The sequence below is a fragment of the Pigmentiphaga kullae genome (assembly GCF_004216695.1).
Lineage (GTDB): Bacteria > Pseudomonadota > Gammaproteobacteria > Burkholderiales > Burkholderiaceae_B > Pigmentiphaga > Pigmentiphaga kullae.
In genome coordinates this window covers 1,296,309-1,313,785 of the sequence record NZ_SGXC01000001.1, presented here as the reverse complement: position 1 = coordinate 1,313,785, position 17,477 = coordinate 1,296,309, and the positions used below count along the sequence as shown (strand labels likewise).

Below are 17,477 nucleotides of genomic sequence, written 5' to 3'. Positions count from 1 at the left end.
GACATGGACCACCTCGGCTATCGCCTGAAGATGGGCTCGATAGGGCCGTCGACCAACACCATCGTGCAGCCCGACTTCGACGGCATGCGCCCTGCGGGCGTCACCAACCATTACAGCAGGATACGCATTCCCAACGACCCCGTCGCCAGCGACGACGATTTCGTCGCCATGGTCCGCAACATCGAACAAGGAACGCTGGACGCCATCGACGCCCTGAAGAGCTGCGACATGCAATACCTCGCCATGGGGATGTCGGTCGCCACATTCTGGGGCGGCCGATCGGCCGCCGCCGACTATCTTTCCCGGATGACGGCGCATGCCGGCGTGGGTGTCTCCTGCGGCTCCTTCGCCACCGAAGCCGCGCTCAACCGATACGGCGCCAGGAGAATCGCGTTCCTGTCACCGTACTTCCCCGTTGCCAATGAGCACGTGCGTCGTTTCTACCATGACTGCGGCTTCCAGGTCGTGCGCGACATCTGCCTGCGCTGCCCCGGCCCGGTACGGATCGCCCACACCACCGATGCGCAATGCCGCCAAGCCATCCAGGAACTCGACGGAGACGACGTCGATGCAATCGTCCAGGTCGGCACGAACCTGTCCATGGTGAAACTGGCCGGCGCCGCCGAGATCTTTCTCGGCAAGCCCGTCATCGCCATCAATACCGCGACCTACTGGCATGCGCTTCGAGCGGCCGGTATCCAGGACAAGGTCGCCGGCTTCGGCAGTTTGTTGATGGAGCACTGAGTTCCGACACTCAAGGAAATGTCATGACCCCATACAAATTCCGCCGACTTGTCGCCGGACTCACCTTGCTGGCCACCCCCGCCTTCGCGCAATCCAGCGACGACTATCCCTCCAGGCCGATACACATCATCGTTCCGACCGCCGCCGCCGGCAGCATAGATATGCTGGCACGTGCTCTGGGCAAGCACCTGCCTCAGACGCTGGGGCGCCCCGTCATCGTCGAGAATCGCCCCGGGGCCGCCACCAACATCGGCAGCGATCATGTCGCCAAGGCCCCACCGGATGGCTATACGCTGCTGATCAACGGGGCGCCGCTGGCGGCCAATCCCTGGCTGTTCAAGAAATTCCCGTTCAAGCCGACATCGGATCTGGCTCCCGTCATCGAAGTCGGAGAAATCGCGAACGTGATCACCGTCCACCCGCAGGTGCCGGCGAAATCGCTGCCCGAACTCATCGAACTGGTCAGATCGCGGCCGGGCGACTTCAACTACGGTACGACCGGGCTGGGCAGTTCGGGGCATCTTGCCGCCGAACTGCTTGGACAGAAAACCGGCATCCGCCTCACCCATGTCACCTATCGCGGCAATGCCCAGGCGGCGACCGACCATATCGCGGGCATCCTGCAAGTCGGATTCGTCAATCTTCCGGTGGCCCTGCCTTTCATCAAGGACCAGCGCATACGCGCGCTGGCGGTGACATCGTCGAAACGGTCTAAGATGCTGCCGGACGTTCCCACCGTGGCCGAGGCATTGCAGCTGCCGGACTACGAATCGCTCGGATGGTTCGGGCTGTTCGCTCCGACGGGTACGCCGGAAGCCATCGTTGAACGTCTGCACGATGCCGCGCAAAAGGCGCTCGACGACGCGGCGGTATCCTCGTCCATCCGTCAGGCAGGCGCCGAGCCGCTGGGGGGCAGCCGCCAGCAATTGGCGGACCGCCTCGAACGGGAAACGCGAATCGCGAAACAATTAATCGAGTTCGCCGGCGCGGCGAACAGTCAGTAGGCCGGCATGGACGACATCTACACCCGGCAGGGTTTCGGCGCGACCCTCGACGTCCAGCCCCCCATCGGGCTGCTGGTGGTCGACTTCGTCAACGCCTTCGCCGATCCAGCCCTGTTCGGCAGCCTCGCTATCCAACAGGCGATAGCACGCGCTGTCCTGCTGCTACGCGAAGCCCGAATCAGGCGGTGGCCGGTCGCCTACAGCCGCGTCGTGTACGCGAACGACGGCGCGGATGCCAACCTGTTCAGCCAGAAGGTTCCGGGGCTGCTGCGGCTGACCGAACACGCGCCCGAAAGCGCCGTGGTCGACGCACTGGCCCCCATCGCGGGAGAACTGGTGCTGCGCAAGACGACGCCATCCGCTTTCCACTCCACGAACCTGGCGCCCTGGCTGGCGCAGCGTGGCGTCCGGACGTTGCTCGTGACCGGAGCGACGACAAGCGGCTGCGTCCGCGCCAGCGCCCTCGACGCCATGTGCGCGGGTTTCGTCCCGGTTGTCGTTTCGGATTGTGTCGGAGACCGCGCCTGGGGGCCTCATCAGGCAAGCCTGTTCGACCTGCGGCAGAAATACGCCGAAGTCATGTCTCTAGCCGAGCTGATGACCGCGCCAGCGGTGGATCAGGTTCAGATCACCCCGTAGCGCGCCCGGTACGCCAGCACCGCCTCGCGGTGCTGTTCGAATTCACCGCCCCCGCCACCCTGCTGGATCATGTCGAGGATGTCGTCCAGCGAGGCGATGCTGACCACGGGGCAGCCGTTGGTGTGCACCACGTCCTGCACCGCCGAGTGCTCGGACAGGGCATCGTCGGGGCCGACCCGCTCCATGCGGTCCAGCGCGATCAGCACGGCGGCCGGCTTGGCCTTGGCGGCCTGGATCAGGCGCACCGATTCGCGCACCGAGGTGCCGGCCGAGATCACGTCGTCGATGATGACCACGCGGCCTTCCAGCGGCGCACCCACCAGCGAGCCGCCTTCGCCGTGGTCCTTGGCTTCCTTGCGGTTGAACGCGAAGGGCACGTCGCGGCCGCGGGCGGCCAGCGCGACCGCGGTGGCGGTGACCAGCGGGATGCCCTTGTAGGCCGGGCCGTACAGCATGTCGAACTCGACGTCCGAGGCCAGCAGCGCCTGGGCGTAGAACTCGGCCAGCCGTCCCACGGCCGCGCCGCTGTTGAACAGCCCGGCGTTGAAGAAGTAGGGACTCAGCCGGCCCGCCTTGGTGGTGAACGCGCCGAATCGCAGCACGCCCAGCTCGGTGGCGAAGCGGACGAAATCGGTACGGAAACGGCTCTCGTCGATCGAGGGCTCGGTGTCGGCGGGACGGGGGGCGGTAGCGGTCTGGGGCACGGCGGTCACGGTACGAAGTCACAACGGCACGGGGGAAGGCCTTCCCCCGGCGGCGCGATGGGCCAGCGTGATTGTAAAACGGCTCGGGGCCCCCGGGCGAATCTACTTCAAAACGTCCCGCAGCCAGGCGGCGCACTTGCCCGCCTCCTCCACCGGCCAGTCCACGGTCAGGGCGGTATCGCCACGGCGCAGCTCGATGTGGATACTGCGCCCGGAGCCGCCGCGGCCCCCCAGCAGGCGCGACCACCAGCCGCCATCGGAGACCGAGGCGCGGCTGGCTTCCTGGCCGTTGACCCGTGCGGCCGGGGCGGCAAAGGCCGGCTCCGGGGCGGCCACGGGGGCGGCCGGACTGGCCGCGGCGGCCGCACGGACGGGGGCGCGGGCGGGCGCCGCCTGCGCGGCCGCCTCAGCCGGGCCTCCCGGCGCCTGGGGCTCCCTGCGCGTAATGGTTACCTGGTCCGCGCCGGGAATCTCGCCGCCGGCCAGGCGGGTCGCCAGGTTCTGGCTGAATTCTTCCCACATCCGGTCGGCCTTGGTCTTCATGACGCTCAGGCCGAAGGTGCCCAGCCGGCCCACGACGTCGACCGTGACCTTGGTGCGCAGCTCGGTCTGTCCGTCGGGCAGCGCCGTCAGGAAGATCTCGCTCTGCTGTTTCAGCGAACTGGCCACCGAGGAGTCCTCGCCGGTGCCTTCGGCGCGCAGGTATTCGGGGGCGCGCTGCTCGACGATGCGCGTCCTGAGCTTGAACTTGGCGCTGATGAAGCTGATCTTGACGTGGATGACGGCGTTGTACTCGACGTCGCTGACCACCTCGATGGACTTCATCCCTGGCACGCAGCTGGCCATTACCGTGGGATCCAGCAGCATGTCCCAGACCTTGGCGGCCGGGGCCGCCACCGTTAAGACTTTTTCAATTTCCACGCATTTTCTCCGAAGCGTCGAGGATGGACTCGACGATCTGGGCATAGCCCGTGCAGCGGCACAGGTTGCCGTTCAGTCCTTCGCGGACCTCGTCGGCCGTAGGCCGGGGGTTGCGCTCGAGCAGGTGGCAGGCAGTCATCAGCATGCCCGGCGTGCAGTAGCCGCATTGCAGGCCGCCGCATTCCATGAAGCTCTGCTGCAGGGGATGAAGTTCCTCGCCCTTGGCCAGGCCTTCCACCGTGGTGATGCTGCGGCCATGGGCCTGCACCGCCAACGACAGGCAGGACTTGACCACCTCGCCGTCCACCAGCACGGAGCAGGCGCCGCAGGTGCCGGTCTCGCAGCCGCGCTTGGTGCCGGTCAGGTTCAGGTCGTCCCGCAGGAAATCCGACAGCATGCGGCGCGCGGGGACCTCGGCGCCGTGCTGTTCACCGTTGACGGTGACTTCGATCAGATGCTTGCTCATGATGCTTCCTCAGTCCGTAGCCAGCCCGTACAGGCCGGCGATGGTGCGCCTGGCGACCACCCGCACCATGTCGCGGCGGAATTCGTCCGAGCCCCGAGCGTCGGAAACGGGCTGGATGTCGGCCGCAACGATGTCCGCGGCCTCGGCGGCCACCTCGGGCGTGATGGTCTTGCCGGCCAGGAAGTGCTCCGCCCGGGGCACGCGGCAGGGAATGGGCGTGGACGCGCCCACGGCCAGGACGGCCTCGCGGCAGGTGCCGCCGCTGCGGCGCGTGGCCAGCGACAGGCCGATCAACGGCCGGTGCTCGGCGGCTGTGCGCAGGAAGCGGGTGTACAGGCCGGAGAAGTCGGCGGGCGGCGCCGGCACGCGGATCTCGACGACGATCTCGTCGGGTTCGATGGCGGTGACGTAGTAGTCCACCAGGAACTCCTCGATGGACAGCACCCGTTCGCCGCGTGCGCTGCCCAGCACCACCCGCGCGCCCAGCGACATCAGGCAGGTGGGCGGGTCGGTGGAAGGATCGGCATAGCAGAGGTTGCCGCCCAGCGTGCCCTGGTTGCGCACCTGGGGATTGGCGACCTGGGCCGCCATGGCCGCCAGCATGGGGTAGTGCTGCTTCACGACGGCCGAATCGGCCACGTCCGTGTGACGCGCCAGTGCGCCTATGCGCAGGCCTTCGACGGGATCGAAACGGATCCCGCGCAAGGCCTCGATGCGCGCGACCGAGATGATGTGCGACGGCACCAGCATGCGCTGGCGCATGGCCAGCATCAGCGCCGTGCCGCCGGCCATGACCCGGCAGTCCTCGCCCAGGTCCGCCAGCATGCGGCTGGCCTCGGCCACCGATGCCGGCTCGAGGAAATCGAAATCACGCATGGCGGGAGCCTCCTTGTTCCTGTTCGCCGGCCTGGCGCAAGGCGCGCAGGCCCGCCAGCACCTTCTCGGGCGTGATCGGCAGGTCCGTGATGCGCACGCCGATGGCGTCGTAGACCGCGTTGGCGATGGCCGGCGCGCCCGGCAGGATGGCCGTCTCGCTCGCGCCCTTGGCGCCATAAGGTCCGTTGGGATCGTTCGATTCCACGATGCCCGAGCGCAGCAGCGGAATGGAATCGGCGGTGGGCATGTTGTAGTCGGCGAAATTGCCGTTGGCCAGCCTGCCGTTCTCCAGCTGCAATTGCTCGTACAGCGCCCAGCCCATGGCCTGGGCCGCCGCGCCGTTGCTCTGGCCGTGGACGGCCAGCGGGTTGAAGGCCTTGCCGCAGTCGTCCGACACATAGGAATCCAGCACCGTGACCCGGCCGGTCTCGGTATCGACCTCGACCTCGACGGCCTGCGCCGCGTACGAATGCGCCGGCGCGATGTTGCCGTGGACGTCGCCGTGCATGACGGTCTTGGCATCCCAGGTGGCGCTGACCTGCAGGCCTTCGCCGTCGTGGCGCCAGATGTGCAGCCTGGCGATTTCGGCGATGGTGGCGCGTTTGTCGGGCGCGTTCCGGGAGCGGATGAAGCCGTCCACGATCTCCAGGCCGTCGACCGGGACCTCCAGCTTCGTGGCGGCAAGCCCGATCAGCGCCTCGCGTGCCTTGCGCGCGGCCAGAATGGCCGCATTGCCGGCCGCGATCGTCACGCGCGAGGCCAGCGAGCCGATGGCGTACGGCGAAATGTCGGTATCCGGCGCGACCACGTGCACGTGGTCCAGGGGGATGTTCAACTCATGGGCGACGACCTGGCTCAGCATGGTCATGGCGCCCTGCCCCATGTCGCACTCGCCGCTGTGGATCACCGCGCGGCCGTCCTCGTTGATCTTGACGATCACCGTCGAGCCGTCCCAGTTGCCGATGGTGCGGTTTCCGCTGACGTGCATCGCGGCGGCCATGCCGACGCCGCGAGGCCTGGAGCCCCTGGCCTGATTACCCTTGCCGGCGCGCTTGGCCTTCCACTGGATGGCGTCGATGCACTGGTCTATGCATTCTCGCAAACCAGTGCTGCCTATCTTCCAGCCATGTATCGAGGTGTCCCCCGCCTCGTGCGCGTTGAGCTTGTGGATCTCCACCGGATCCAGTCCCAGTTGTTCAGCCATCATGTGGATGTGGCTGTTGAGCGCGAACTGCATCTGCGCGCCGCCGAAGCCTCGGAACGCGCCATGCGGCGGGTTGTTGGTATAGACCAGCGTCGCATGCGAGCGCACGTTCTCCAGGCGATGCATGTTGTCGCTGCGCATCGCCGTCACGTGCATCACCTCCGCCGTCAGGCCGCTGTAGGCGCCGCATTCGGCAGTGATGCGCACGTCCTTGGCGACGATGCGGCCATCCTTGGCCATGCCCAGCTTCAACGTGATCCGCTCGGGTACGCTGGAACAACAGGCCAGAAAATCCTCCAGGCGGTTGTTCACCACCCGCACGGGCCGGCCGGTCTTGACCGCCAGCAGGCCGGCGATCAGGTTGTTGGCGTCCTCCACCATCTTCCCGCCGAAGCCGCCCCCGGTCGTGGCCTGCATGACACGGATGTCCGAGACGGGCATCTCGAGCGCCGCCGCGAGGCGCATCCGCGCCTGGAATATGGATTGCGTGGAGGTCCATACCTGGAGGCGTCCATCCGGATCGATGGTCGCCACCGTCGCCATGGGTTCGAGATACCCGGGGTACTGGGCATGGCAGTCGTATGTCGCCTCGTAGACGAGATCCGCCTTGGCAAACCCCGCATCCACGTCGCCAAGATGAAACTTGATCTCGTGCGAGACATTGTTGCGGCCGGGATGCACGCCGGGCGCTTCTTCATCCAGCGCCTCCTCGGGCGTCAGGATGGCCGGCAGTTCCTCGTACTCGACCAAGATCAGGTCAAGGGCATCGCGCGCGATCTCCTCGGTCGTGGCCGCAACCGCGGCCACTTCTTCCCCGGCGAAGCGCACGACGCCCTCGGCCAGGATGCGCCGCTCCTTGTGATGCACCCCCCACATGGCGCGCGGCGCATCCGCGCCCGTCAGCACCGCCTTGACGCCCGGCAGCGCAAGCGCCGCCGAAGTGTCGATGCGAACGATGCGCGCATGCGGATAGGGACTGCGCAGCACCTTGCCATGCAGCATCCCGGCGACCTTCACATCGCCGGCATATTGCGCGCGCCCCAACACCTTGGAACGCGCATTGACCTGGGGAATGGCCTTGCCCAGTGTGGATGCGTTCATCCTGAACTCCTGTTGCTCGGTCCCTGCATGGCGGGCTTACTGCGCCTTGATGCCCAGGGACTTGATGATGCCGCCCACCACTTCATACTCGCGTGCATTGGTGCGGCCGAGTTCGGCGGGTTCGCCGCCGTGCGGAAATGCGCCGTAGGTGGCCAGCTTCTGGATCACGTCCTGCTGCTTCAGGATCTCGTTCAGGTGGCCGTTCAGCAGCTTGACGGCATCGGCGGGCGTGCCCTTGGGCGCGAAGAAACCGTTCCACGATCCCACCACGATGTCCTTGTAGCCGGACTCGACCAGGGTCGGGATATTGGGCGCGAGCGGCGACCGCTTGGCATCGCCGATGGCCAGCGGCACCAGGCGGCCGGTGGCGAAGTACTGCGAGACCGGGCCCAGCGTGACCCAGGCGGTATCGACGTGGCCGGCGACGACGTCGGTCACCGAGGGGCCCACGCCGCGGTAGGGCACGTGCTGGATGGACACCTTGGCCTCGCGGTTGAGCCATTCGGCGATCACGTGCATGGGCGAGCCCGCGCCCGGGGTGGCGTAGGACACCGTCTTGCCGGATTTCGCGGCATCGATCATGTCCTTCACCGTCTTGAAGCCGGTCTTGGGATTGGCCACCAGCACCAGCGGCTGCACGGCGGTCTGGTTGATGGGCTCGAAGCCGTTCAGCACGTCGTAGCTCTGGGCGGGCGACAGGCCCAGCACCATGGGCGCGGTGGTGAACGGATTGGGCGTGAACAGCAGCGTGTAGCCGTCGGGCGCGGCGCGTCCGACATAGCCGTTGCCCACCGTGCCGCCGGCGCCGCCCTTGTTCTCGACGATGACCGACTGCTTCAGGCGCTCGCCCAGCTTTTCGGCGAACAGGCGCGCGATGGCGTCGGTGTCGCCGCCCGGGGGGTAGGACACGATGACGGTGATCGGCTTGGCGGGATAGCCGGCCGCCTGGGCGACGCCCAGGCCGGCACAGCAGGTGGTGATCGCCATGGCGGCGGCAAGCATCTGGCGGCGATAGAGATTCATCACTGGCTCCGAAGGGGACGATCGGGTACGGATAGGTATAAGCAACGATTCACTAGTGAAACATCTGTTCACTTAGGAAACGCGATCATCCACTTTTCTTGTTGATGCATCAACACTAAGATTGTACCGATTGACAAGCCGGAACAAAATTCCCTTGGATTTCGAAATATTCATTCAGACATAACGTCCAGGGCACTATGAAATAATCCTCCGTCCCACGCCGGTCCCCCCTCTCGCCAACCAGCTCATCCATGCCCCCGAAAAAAAAGTCCCCCCCGCGTACCCCGTCCACCGGCGGCGACCCCTGGACGGACATCGACGAACAGGGCACCGGCCTGTCCGTGGACGACTTCATCACCACGCTGGTGGTCCGCACCGGCAACTCGCTGCGCCGGGTCGTGACCCTGCCCTATTCCGACCAGTTCGGATTGACCATGGCCGAATGGCGCATGCTGTCGGTGGTGGCCGAGGCGCAATGCCTGCCCTTCTCGGAACTGGTCACACGGTCGGAAACCGACAAATCGCTGGTCAGCCGCGCCATGCGCCTGCTGGAGACGCGCGGCCTCGTCATCCTCGAACCGGTGGCCGGCTCGCCGCGCCGGGGGCTGACCTGCCGGCTTTCGGCCGACGGCCAGGCGCTGTACAACCGCGCCATGCCGGTCGCCCAGCGCGCCCAGGCCGCCATGATCCGCGTGCTCGACAACGAAGAACGGCAGGTGCTGTACCGGACGCTGCACAAGCTGCGGCGCGCCTGCCATGACGAGGAAGGCCCGCCCGACCAGGACTGACCCCGGCGGCGCCCGGACACACCGCGTAGAATTCGGCCGGTCATCCGTTTTTTCCAGGAGCCGGTCTTGCTGCGCATCGTTTCCATCAACCTCAACGGTATCCGTTCGGCTTCCCGCAAGGGCTTCTTCCCCTGGCTCGGCGCGACCGGCGCCGACGTCGTCTGCCTGCAGGAACTGAAGGCCCAGGACGCCGACCTGACCGACGACATGCGCCACCCGCCGGGCTACGAAGGGCACTTCTTCCCGGCCCAGAAAAAGGGTTACAGCGGCGTCGGCGCCTACGTGAAGCGCGCCTGCGAATCCGTCATCGTCGGCTTCGACAAGGAAGAATTCGACGCCGAGGGCCGCATCCTGCGCATCGACTGGCCCGGCCTGTCCGTGGTCAGCGCCTACCTGCCCTCGGGCAGCAGCGGCGACGAACGCCAACAGGCCAAATACCGTTTCCTGGACCGCTTCGCGCCCTGGCTCACGGGCCTGATGGACGAACACCGCGACACCGGCCGCGAGTTCGTCATCTGCGGCGACTGGAACATCGCGCACCAGGAAATCGACCTGAAGAACTGGAAGAGCAACCAGAAGAACAGCGGCTTCCTGCCCGAGGAACGCGCCTGGCTGACCAAGGTGTTCGACGAGATCGGCTGGGTGGACGTGTACCGCCGGCTGCATCCGGAGACCACCGGCGAGGCCTATACCTGGTGGAGCAACCGGGGCCAGGCCTGGGCCAAGAACGTGGGGTGGCGCATCGACTACCAGATCGCCACGCCGGGCATCGCCGGCACGGCGAAGGCGGCGGCCATCTACAAGGAAGAGCGGTTCTCCGACCACGCGCCGCTGACGGTCGACTACGACTGGAAGCTGGCCTGAGCCTCAGTCTATGGTCGCCCCGGACAACTTGACCGCCTCGGCCCACATCGCCCGCTCCTGCTTGACCTTGGCGGCGAAGGCCTGGGGGCCCAGGAACTCGGGCTCGACGCCCAGTTGCCGCAGCTTGCCGGCGACCTCGGGCCGCGCCAGGGCCTTCTCGACCTCCGCCGCCAGGCGCTCGGCGATGCCCGCGGGTACGCCGGCGGGCAGGTAGAAGCCCAGGTAGGACGACGGCAGGGCGACGTTCACGCCGGCTTCCGCGAAGGTAGGTACATCGGGCAGGGCCGCCAGCCGTTTCGAGGCCGTCACCGCCACGGGGACGACGCGCTCGCCCTGTACGAAAGGCAGCGTGGGGCCCGCGGCGTCTATGCCCAGTTTCAGTTGATCGCCCGCGACCGCGGATATCGCCGCCGGGCTGCCCTTGAACGGCACGTGCTGCACGGCCAGGTTCTGGCGCGCCCTGAGCAGCTCCATCGTGAGGTGGACGGTCGTACCGCTGCCGGGCGACGCGTAGGCGTACTTGCCGGGATGGCGCTTGAGTTCCTCCAGCACGCCGGGCAGGGTCCTGGCCGGGAAGGACGGATGGACGTAGATCAGGTTGGCGGCATTGCCGAACTGGGCCAGCGGCGCCAGGTCCTTGTCGACGCTGTAGTCGAGCTTCGTGTACATGACGGGGCTGACGGCGGTGTTCACCGCCGCGCCCAGCAGCAGGGTATAGCCATCGGCCGGCGCGCGCGCGACCTGCTGCGTGCCGATGTTGCCCGAGGCGCCGGGCTTGTTCTCGACCACGATGGGCTGACCCAGCGACGCGGCCATTCCTTCCAGGACGAGCCGCGCCGCCACATCGATGGCGCCGCCCGCGGGAAAGGGAACGACGGCCTTCAGCGGCCGCGCGGGATAGGACTGAGCCGCCGCCGGCTGAAGGGCCGACAGCAGGACGATCGCGGTCAGACAGGACAATCGGGACATCATGGCATTCTCCCTCGTGAGTCGAGACATTCTGGGTGGCGATGTGTTCAGGGCACCGGGCGCAGGACCCACATGGCCGGCTCGCCGGCCTCGCAATGGATGGGACGATCGGCGTCCCCTTCCACCTCGGTCTGCGCGCCGGTGCCGAGATCCACGCGATAGCCCTGGTAGCGGTCCGGCCGGCCCGGCATCATCCCTTGCCAGGCCCGGCCAGGCGCCTCCGGCAGCGGCAGCAGCAGCACTGCGTCGCCCGCGCGGGCGACGCCCAGCACGCCGTCGGCGGTCTCGTGCCAGTCCAGCGCCCGCACGGGCGGCAGCTCCGACAACGCGCCGTTCAGGTTTCGCAGCGCCCGGCCAGCCAACCGTGGATTGCCCCGGCGGTCGATCAGTCCGGTCCTGGGAAAATAGCCGCGGTCCACGTCGCCCAGGGTATCCAGGAAGATGCGATGGCCGCGATGGAAGTGGCTGCACAGCGCCGTCTCCAGCACGCGGCAGGTATTGCTCCACTCGTCGTGCCGGGCCTGGGCGGGACTGTCGTCCGCCAGGCGCACGTGCACCTGGGCGCGCAGCCCCCTGCCCTCGGCCGCTGCTGCTGCTCGCGCGACTCCTTCGCGCGCGGCGGTGCCGCGGGCAATGCGGAAGACCAGACCGTCCACCGCCGATGCGGCGGGCAGTTCGTCGTCGACCGTGAAGCCATGGTCCACCAGTAGCTTGATCTGCTTGCCATCGCGCGACTCGCCCGAGGCGTTCCAGAAACGCGACAGGACGAGCGGCACGCCCGCGTGTTCCCTGGCCGCCGCCAGCCGCGCCTCCAGGTCGGGCGCAGGCGGCCACCTCAAGACCAGTTCCAGCCCATCCAGCAGGTGGCGGTGCCGGCACACGACCTCGAGCGCGGCCTCGTCCGGCCAACCGAAGTGGAACACCGCGAAACGGCAGCCCTGCTCGGCCACCGCTTCCATGCGTGCGCGCGAGCCCGCGTCGAGCAAATCGTCCAGCGGCACGCGCAGCCGGCGCACGCCCATCTCCCACAGCGCCAGGATGGGGTAGTCGTTGCGCGCCCGCTTGCGCCAGAACTCGTCCAGCATGCTGCTGTACGGAATGTCGTACAGCACGGTCCAGCCATGGCGCAGTTCCACGCCCGGCGCGGGCAGTTCGCCGGCCGAGGGAGGCAGGCGCGGCCAGTCGCGCTGCGCGGCCGACCGATCCGATCCGCCGCCGAAGCTGCGGAGAAACTGCGTCACGATCCGCTCTTCATGGACGTCGACCACCATGACCCCCAGCTTGGCGACGTCGTTACGGCCGTTCTCGCTCTCGGGCGGCTGGCCCACGTGCAGCGTTTCCGAATAATCGGCGCGCACGAAGGCGGTGGACGGCATCAGGTAGAAATTCGTGTCCGAATGGCGGTTCAGGAAGAAGTTGTGGACGTGGCCGGTGAACGCCGCCGCCACCTTGTGGCGCTCGACGACGTCCAGCAGCCAGCTTCGTCCCGGTTCGTCGATGTTGTCGTAATGCCCATGCTCGTCGCGGGTGGCGACGAAGGGCGGATAGTGCATGAACAGAAAGATGCGCTGCCCCGCGTGCGCCGCCAGGTCCGCCTCCAGCCACGCCGCCTGCTCGCGCTCCTGCGGCAGCCCCGAGTTGATGAGCGAGGTGTTGATGACGGCAAAGTGACAGCCTTGCCGGTCGAAGCCGTAGAAATGTTCCCCGAAATGCCGGCTGTACAGCTCCACGTACTCGGGACGGATGGCGCCCGCCGGCACGTAGTCGGCTTGCTTGTCGCCCACGTCGTGGTTGCCGGGCACCAGATGGACCGGACAGGCCAGCGCCGCCATGGTGGCGCGGAATTGCCGCACGGCCTGCGGATAGGAGACGGCCTCGGGCACCGGATGGATCATGTCCCCCACGTGCACGACGAAGGCCGGTGCCAGCGCGTTGAGCATGGCCACGGTATGCCGCAGCCGCTCATTGGTCAGCCGATGCGACTCGAACGGCGAGATGTTGTCCTGTTCCGAAGGATTGACGTGGCTGTCGGCGATGACGGCGAAGCGAAAGAGAGGGGAAGAAGCCATGTTGCGGGTCGGCCATGAAAGCGAAAGGCCAGTATCCAGCAAGCTTTGGAATTAATAAAATTCATTTTTCTCATCCATGGATTCATGAAAATCATGGTCACGCTCCGTCAGCTCCACGCGCTCGCGACCCTGGCCAACACCGGCAGCTTCACCGCGACGGCCGATGCGCTGGCGCTGACGCAGTCCGCCGTCAGCGTGACGATCAAGGAACTCGAACAACAGGTGGGCGTGGTGCTGGTGGAGCGGGGGCGCACGGTACGCCTGACGGCGGCGGGCAAGACCTTGTGCGAAACCGCCAACCGCGTGCTGGCCGACATTCATCGCACGGTGGCGGGGCTGCGCAGCGTCGGGGAACTGCAAGGTGGCCGCATCCGCGTCGCGGTGGGGCCGCTGACCGCGGCCACTTTCTTCCCGCGCGCGCTGGCACTGTTCCGCGCGCGGCATCCGCTGGTGGCGGTCGACGTGCTGGACGTGCCGGTGGAACAGGCCTCGCAACGGCTGGCGGCCGACGAAGTGGACGTCGCCATCGGCTCGCCCGGCGCCAGCCCGGCCCTGGCCACCGTGCTGCGCACCGAACCGCTGGTGCGCGACCGCATGCACGCGGTGTATGCGCGCGGCAAGGCGCCGCCAGCCCCGGCGGGCGGACGCAGGATGAAATGGCAGGCCTTGCAGCACGCCGAGGTAATCCTGACGGACCGGGTCAGCGGCCAATGGCGCGAGGTCTTTCTACAGTTGTCGCGGGCCGGCGTGGCGCTGAACGCGGTGCAGGAAGTCAGGCTGTATTCGACGGCGCTGGAAATGGTCCGGTGCGGCCTGGGCATGACGCTGCTGCCCGCGTTCGCCGCCCGTCACCTGGACGCGGCGCACTACGACGTGCGCGGCATCGAGCATGGCGACACGCGCTGGGAGGTGCACTGGATGATGCGCGCCGCGGCGGCGACGACGGCGGCCTCGGAGGCCCTGCGGGAGGCCGTCATCGAGGCCCTGGGTTCGCGCTAGGGAACTCAGGTCACCTTGGGCAGCGACCGGTACAGCACGTCCACGCCCGCCATGAAGTCGTCGATCTCCATGGCCTCGGCCGGGTTGTGCGAACCGTTCTCGTTGCGGATGAAGATCATGCCCGAGGGTATGCCGGCGTTGGCGAACAGGGCCGCGTCGTGTCCCGCGCCGCTGGGTATCTTCTCGGCCGGCAAGTCCAGTTCGGCCGAGGTATCCAGCAGCAGCTGCACCAGTTGCGCATCCATGGTCGCCGGGGCCGACTCGATGCGGCGGTCGAACTCGAAGCGCACGCCGCGCTGGCGCGCCACCTCGTCGCATTCGGCGCGCATCACGCGGTAGAACTCCTCCAGCGTCTCGGTGCTTTCACTGCGCACCTCGAAGCTGAAGTCGACCCGGCCGGGAATGCGCGACACGGCGTGCTCGGCGGGGTCGGTGCCCATCACGCCCGAGGTCACGACCAGGTCGTTGCCGCGCTCCAGCAGCACGCGCCAGTGCTCGTCCAGCCGCATCAGCAGGTCGGACACCGCGAACACCGCGTCGTTGCGCAGCCAGCGCGGCACGGCGCCGGAGTGCCCCGGCTCGCCTATGCATCGCACCAGGTTGTGGCGGATGTTGCCGCGTATGCCCGAGACGATGGCCGTGGGCCATTTGCGGGCCACCATCAGCGGCCCCTGCTCGATGTGCAGTTCCAGATAGGCGCGCACGCCCGACACCCAGGGCACCGGCTTGCCGGCGGCGATGCTGTCCACGTCGGCGCCAACGCTGGCCATGGCCTCGGCCAGCGTGCGGCCGCTGCGCTTGTTGCGCAGCGCCAGGTCGTCCGCCTTGAGCTTGCCCAGGATGGCGCCGGACCCCATGTAGGCCTTGCCGAACCACGCGCTTTCCTCGCCCCGCATGCCGGCGACCCACAAGGGATGCGCGAGCCGCACGCCCTCGTCCTTGAGCCGCTTCAGGCACAGCAGGCCGGCGATGACGCCGGCCAGGCCGTCATAGTTGCCGCCCTGGGGCACCGAATCCACGTGCGACCCGCACACGATGGGCGCCTGGTCGCCCGCCTGCGCCAGCGAGAACACCACGTTGGCTGCGGGATCGGTCCGCGCGGCGATGCCATGCCGGTCCGCCCATTCGACCAGCGCGTCCAGCGCGGCCGTCTCGGTGGGACCATAGCTCTCGCGCGAGACGCCGACCCCATCGAAGCTGAGCTGGCGGATCCGCTCGAACAGATCGATCGCGTCCTGCCGTCCGGGAACGGCCTGGGCGCCGGCCATCGTGGTTGCTGCTGTCATGTCGCCCTCAAGCCATCGCCTCGAAAGGCACGAAGCCGGTGTCCTCCACCGCCCCCACCAGCCCTTGCAGGCCGGGCAGGCCCTTGCGCCGGCAGTACTGCACCAGGCCGTCGATCACGTCGATCATGGCCGTGGGATGGATGAAGGTGGCCGTCCCGACCTGCACGGCCTTCGCGCCGGCCAGCATGTATTCGATCGCGTCCTCGGCGGTGGAAATGCCGCCGCAGCCGATGATGGGAATCGAGACCGCGCGATGGCACTGGTACACCATGCGCACGACGATGGGCTTGATCGCCGGCCCCGACATGCCGCCCATGACGTTGCCCAGCTTGGGCCGGCGCGTATCGATGTCGATCGCCATGCCCAGGATGGTGTTGGCGGCCACGATGGCGTCGGCGCCCTCTTCCTGCGCCGCGCGCGCCACGTTGGCGATCTCGCCGGTATTGGGCGTGAGCTTGACCCACAGCGGCAGCGAAGTCGAGGCGCGCAGGGCCTTGACCACCGCGGCGGTGGAGCGGGCGTGCATCGCGAAGGCCTTGCCGTCTTCCTCGATGTTGGGGCACGAGATGTTGGCCTCGATGGCGGCCACGCCCTCGACCTGCGACAGCTCGGCCGCCAGCCGCGCGAAGCCGTCGTTCGACGGCGCCGAGATGCTGACCACCAGCGGCGGCGAAAACTTCCGGTAGAACGGGATGCTCTCGCGGATGAAATAGTCGGAACCCTTGCTGGGGATGCCGATGGCATTGAGCATGCCGCTGTGCACCTCCGCCACGCGCGGGACCGGATTGCCGGTGCGTTTCTCGTGCGTGATGGTCTTGGTGACGAACGCGCCCAGGCGATTGAAATCGATGGTGTTGGCCAGCCCGTCGGCGAACGTGCCCGAGGCCGGCATCACGGGATTGGAGAGGCGCAGTCCGCCTACATCCACGGACAGGTCTATCATCACGCCACCTCCGCCAGGGGAAACACGGGACCGTCCCAGCAGACGCGCTTGCTGACCAGCTTGTCGCCCTCGCGGAAGGCTCGCACGCAGCAATAGCACATGCCGATGCCGCAGGCCATCTGCTGCTCCATCGCGACTTCGCCCGGCACGGACAACTCGGCGCCCAGGCGCTGCATCAACAGCGTCAGGCGCGACGAACCACAGGTATAGAACGCATCGGCGCGGCCCGCGGCATGCAGTTCGCGCAGCAGGCGCTCGACGTTCTCGACCGCGCTGGTGCCGGCTTCGTCGGTAACTTCGACGATGGTGGCACCGATGGCCGCGAACCGCTCTTGCGACATCAGGTTGGCGGCATCGCGCGCGCTCAGGATGGCAGTCACGCCCACCCTCGCCTGCGCCGCCATCTCGGCCAACGGCGCCAGCGTCGCCAGCCCCACGCCGCGTCCCAGCACGACGATGTGGCGCGCGCCCGCGGGCAGCGTGAACCCCACGCCCAGCGGCCCCAGCATCGGCAGCTTCTCGCCCGCCTCGAGCGTGGCCAGCCCGCGCGTGCCGGCACCGGTGACTTTGTACAGGAACTCCACCCGCCCCGTGGCCGGATCAGCCCGATAGGTGCTCATGGGCCGGCGAAAGAACGGCGCATCCTGCTCGGTCGACGGGCACAGCAGATGAAAGAACTGCCCCGCCTTCGCCCCGGCCGCCGGCAGCCCGGCATCCAGCACCAGGTGCTTGTAATCGCGGTTGACCCAGGCATTGCTGATCACCACGCCCTGCGTATCCGGCGCGGCAGGTCCGGCGCAACACCCAACCTGCGATTCGGACGACACAACTTCCATTCTGATTCCTCTGCGCTGGAAACCCCCAGGCGCTCGATAAC

General features: G+C 67.6%; 16 protein-coding genes and 1 pseudogene. 6 read left to right on the top strand and 11 right to left on the bottom strand.

Going from position 1 to position 17,477, the window contains the following annotated elements; all coding sequences use genetic code 11:
* Positions 1 to 3 precede the first annotated feature (3 nt).
* From EV675_RS06450 to EV675_RS06440, 3 genes and pseudogenes are all read left to right on the top strand, one after another.
* On the top strand, positions 4 to 744 hold the full coding sequence (locus EV675_RS06450) for a maleate cis-trans isomerase family protein (protein ID WP_087838822.1): 741 nt from the start codon (positions 4 to 6) through the stop codon (positions 742 to 744).
* A 23-nt stretch (positions 745 to 767) separates the two neighbouring features.
* Positions 768 to 1,661 (top strand): annotated as a pseudogene (locus tag EV675_RS06445) (Bug family tripartite tricarboxylate transporter substrate binding protein); the annotation flags it as partial.
* A gap of 93 nt (positions 1,662 to 1,754) precedes the next feature.
* Positions 1,755 to 2,387, top strand: coding sequence for an isochorismatase family protein (locus EV675_RS06440; RefSeq protein WP_087838824.1), 633 nt, complete (start codon positions 1,755 to 1,757; stop codon positions 2,385 to 2,387).
* On the opposite strand, the gene pyrE is transcribed toward EV675_RS06440, so the two are convergent.
* From pyrE to EV675_RS06410, 6 genes are all read right to left on the bottom strand, one after another.
* The gene (gene pyrE / locus EV675_RS06435) at positions 2,372 to 3,043 is read right to left on the bottom strand and encodes an orotate phosphoribosyltransferase (protein ID WP_124692172.1); all 672 of its coding nucleotides are present in this window, start codon (positions 3,041 to 3,043) and stop codon (positions 2,372 to 2,374) included. The genes EV675_RS06440 and pyrE overlap by 16 nt on opposite strands.
* Positions 3,044 to 3,193: 150 nt before the next feature.
* Positions 3,194 to 4,012 (bottom strand): SRPBCC family protein, encoded by an 819-nt coding sequence (locus tag EV675_RS06430; RefSeq protein ID WP_130356500.1) that lies wholly within the window; start codon positions 4,010 to 4,012, stop codon positions 3,194 to 3,196.
* Positions 4,002 to 4,478, bottom strand: coding sequence for a (2Fe-2S)-binding protein (locus EV675_RS06425; RefSeq protein ID WP_130356499.1), 477 nt, complete (start codon positions 4,476 to 4,478; stop codon positions 4,002 to 4,004). Before EV675_RS06425 ends, EV675_RS06430 begins: the two co-directional genes overlap by 11 nt.
* A 9-nt stretch (positions 4,479 to 4,487) precedes the next feature.
* Positions 4,488 to 5,354: an FAD binding domain-containing protein gene (locus EV675_RS06420; RefSeq protein WP_130356498.1), complete on the bottom strand. Its 867-nt coding sequence runs from the start codon at positions 5,352 to 5,354 to the stop codon at positions 4,488 to 4,490.
* Complete coding sequence (locus EV675_RS06415; RefSeq protein WP_130356497.1) at positions 5,347 to 7,659, bottom strand: xanthine dehydrogenase family protein molybdopterin-binding subunit; 2,313 nt, start codon at positions 7,657 to 7,659, stop codon at positions 5,347 to 5,349. The genes EV675_RS06420 and EV675_RS06415 overlap by 8 nt, the downstream gene beginning before the upstream one ends.
* 36 nt (positions 7,660 to 7,695) lie before the next feature.
* Entirely contained in the window at positions 7,696 to 8,682 is a 987-nt protein-coding gene (locus EV675_RS06410) for a Bug family tripartite tricarboxylate transporter substrate binding protein (protein WP_087838829.1), read from the bottom strand.
* Positions 8,683 to 8,933: 251 nt separating this feature from the next.
* Here EV675_RS06410 and EV675_RS06405 point away from each other — a divergent pair, with 251 nt between their 5' ends.
* Together EV675_RS06405 and EV675_RS06400 are read left to right on the top strand one after the other, a co-directional pair.
* Positions 8,934 to 9,470, top strand: a complete 537-nt coding sequence (locus EV675_RS06405; protein WP_087838830.1) for a MarR family winged helix-turn-helix transcriptional regulator — start codon at positions 8,934 to 8,936, stop codon at positions 9,468 to 9,470.
* 66 nt (positions 9,471 to 9,536) lie between these two features.
* Positions 9,537 to 10,334 carry an exodeoxyribonuclease III gene (locus EV675_RS06400; protein WP_130356496.1) on the top strand — a complete coding sequence of 266 codons (798 nt, stop codon included), beginning with the start codon at positions 9,537 to 9,539 and terminating at the stop codon, positions 10,332 to 10,334.
* Between the two features lie 3 nt (positions 10,335 to 10,337).
* Here EV675_RS06400 and EV675_RS06395 read toward each other — a convergent pair whose 3' ends face one another.
* Positions 10,338 to 11,306, bottom strand: a complete 969-nt coding sequence (locus EV675_RS06395; protein ID WP_165404461.1) for a Bug family tripartite tricarboxylate transporter substrate binding protein — start codon at positions 11,304 to 11,306, stop codon at positions 10,338 to 10,340.
* A gap of 44 nt (positions 11,307 to 11,350) precedes the next feature.
* The gene (locus EV675_RS06390; RefSeq protein ID WP_130356494.1) at positions 11,351 to 13,372 is read right to left on the bottom strand and encodes a metallophosphoesterase family protein; all 2,022 of its coding nucleotides are present in this window, start codon (positions 13,370 to 13,372) and stop codon (positions 11,351 to 11,353) included.
* Between the two features lie 93 nt (positions 13,373 to 13,465).
* Here EV675_RS06390 and EV675_RS06385 point away from each other — a divergent pair, with 93 nt between their 5' ends.
* Positions 13,466 to 14,371, top strand: a complete 906-nt coding sequence (locus EV675_RS06385; protein WP_165404460.1) for a LysR family transcriptional regulator — start codon at positions 13,466 to 13,468, stop codon at positions 14,369 to 14,371.
* A 5-nt stretch (positions 14,372 to 14,376) separates the two neighbouring features.
* On the opposite strand, the gene EV675_RS06380 is transcribed toward EV675_RS06385, so the two are convergent.
* Genes EV675_RS06380 through EV675_RS06370 form a run of 3 tightly spaced genes read right to left on the bottom strand, consistent with a single transcriptional unit; the run spans position 14,377 to position 17,436 of the window.
* Positions 14,377 to 15,639, bottom strand: a complete 1,263-nt coding sequence (locus EV675_RS06380) for a hydantoinase/carbamoylase family amidase (protein WP_130357929.1) — start codon at positions 15,637 to 15,639, stop codon at positions 14,377 to 14,379.
* Positions 15,640 to 15,664: 25 nt separating this feature from the next.
* Positions 15,665 to 16,600, bottom strand: a complete 936-nt coding sequence (locus tag EV675_RS06375; protein WP_130356492.1) for a dihydroorotate dehydrogenase — start codon at positions 16,598 to 16,600, stop codon at positions 15,665 to 15,667.
* Positions 16,600 to 17,436 carry a dihydroorotate dehydrogenase electron transfer subunit gene (locus EV675_RS06370; RefSeq protein WP_130356491.1) on the bottom strand — a complete coding sequence of 279 codons (837 nt, stop codon included), beginning with the start codon at positions 17,434 to 17,436 and terminating at the stop codon, positions 16,600 to 16,602. Before EV675_RS06370 ends, EV675_RS06375 begins: the two co-directional genes overlap by 1 nt.
* Between the last annotated feature and the right edge of the window lie 41 nt (positions 17,437 to 17,477).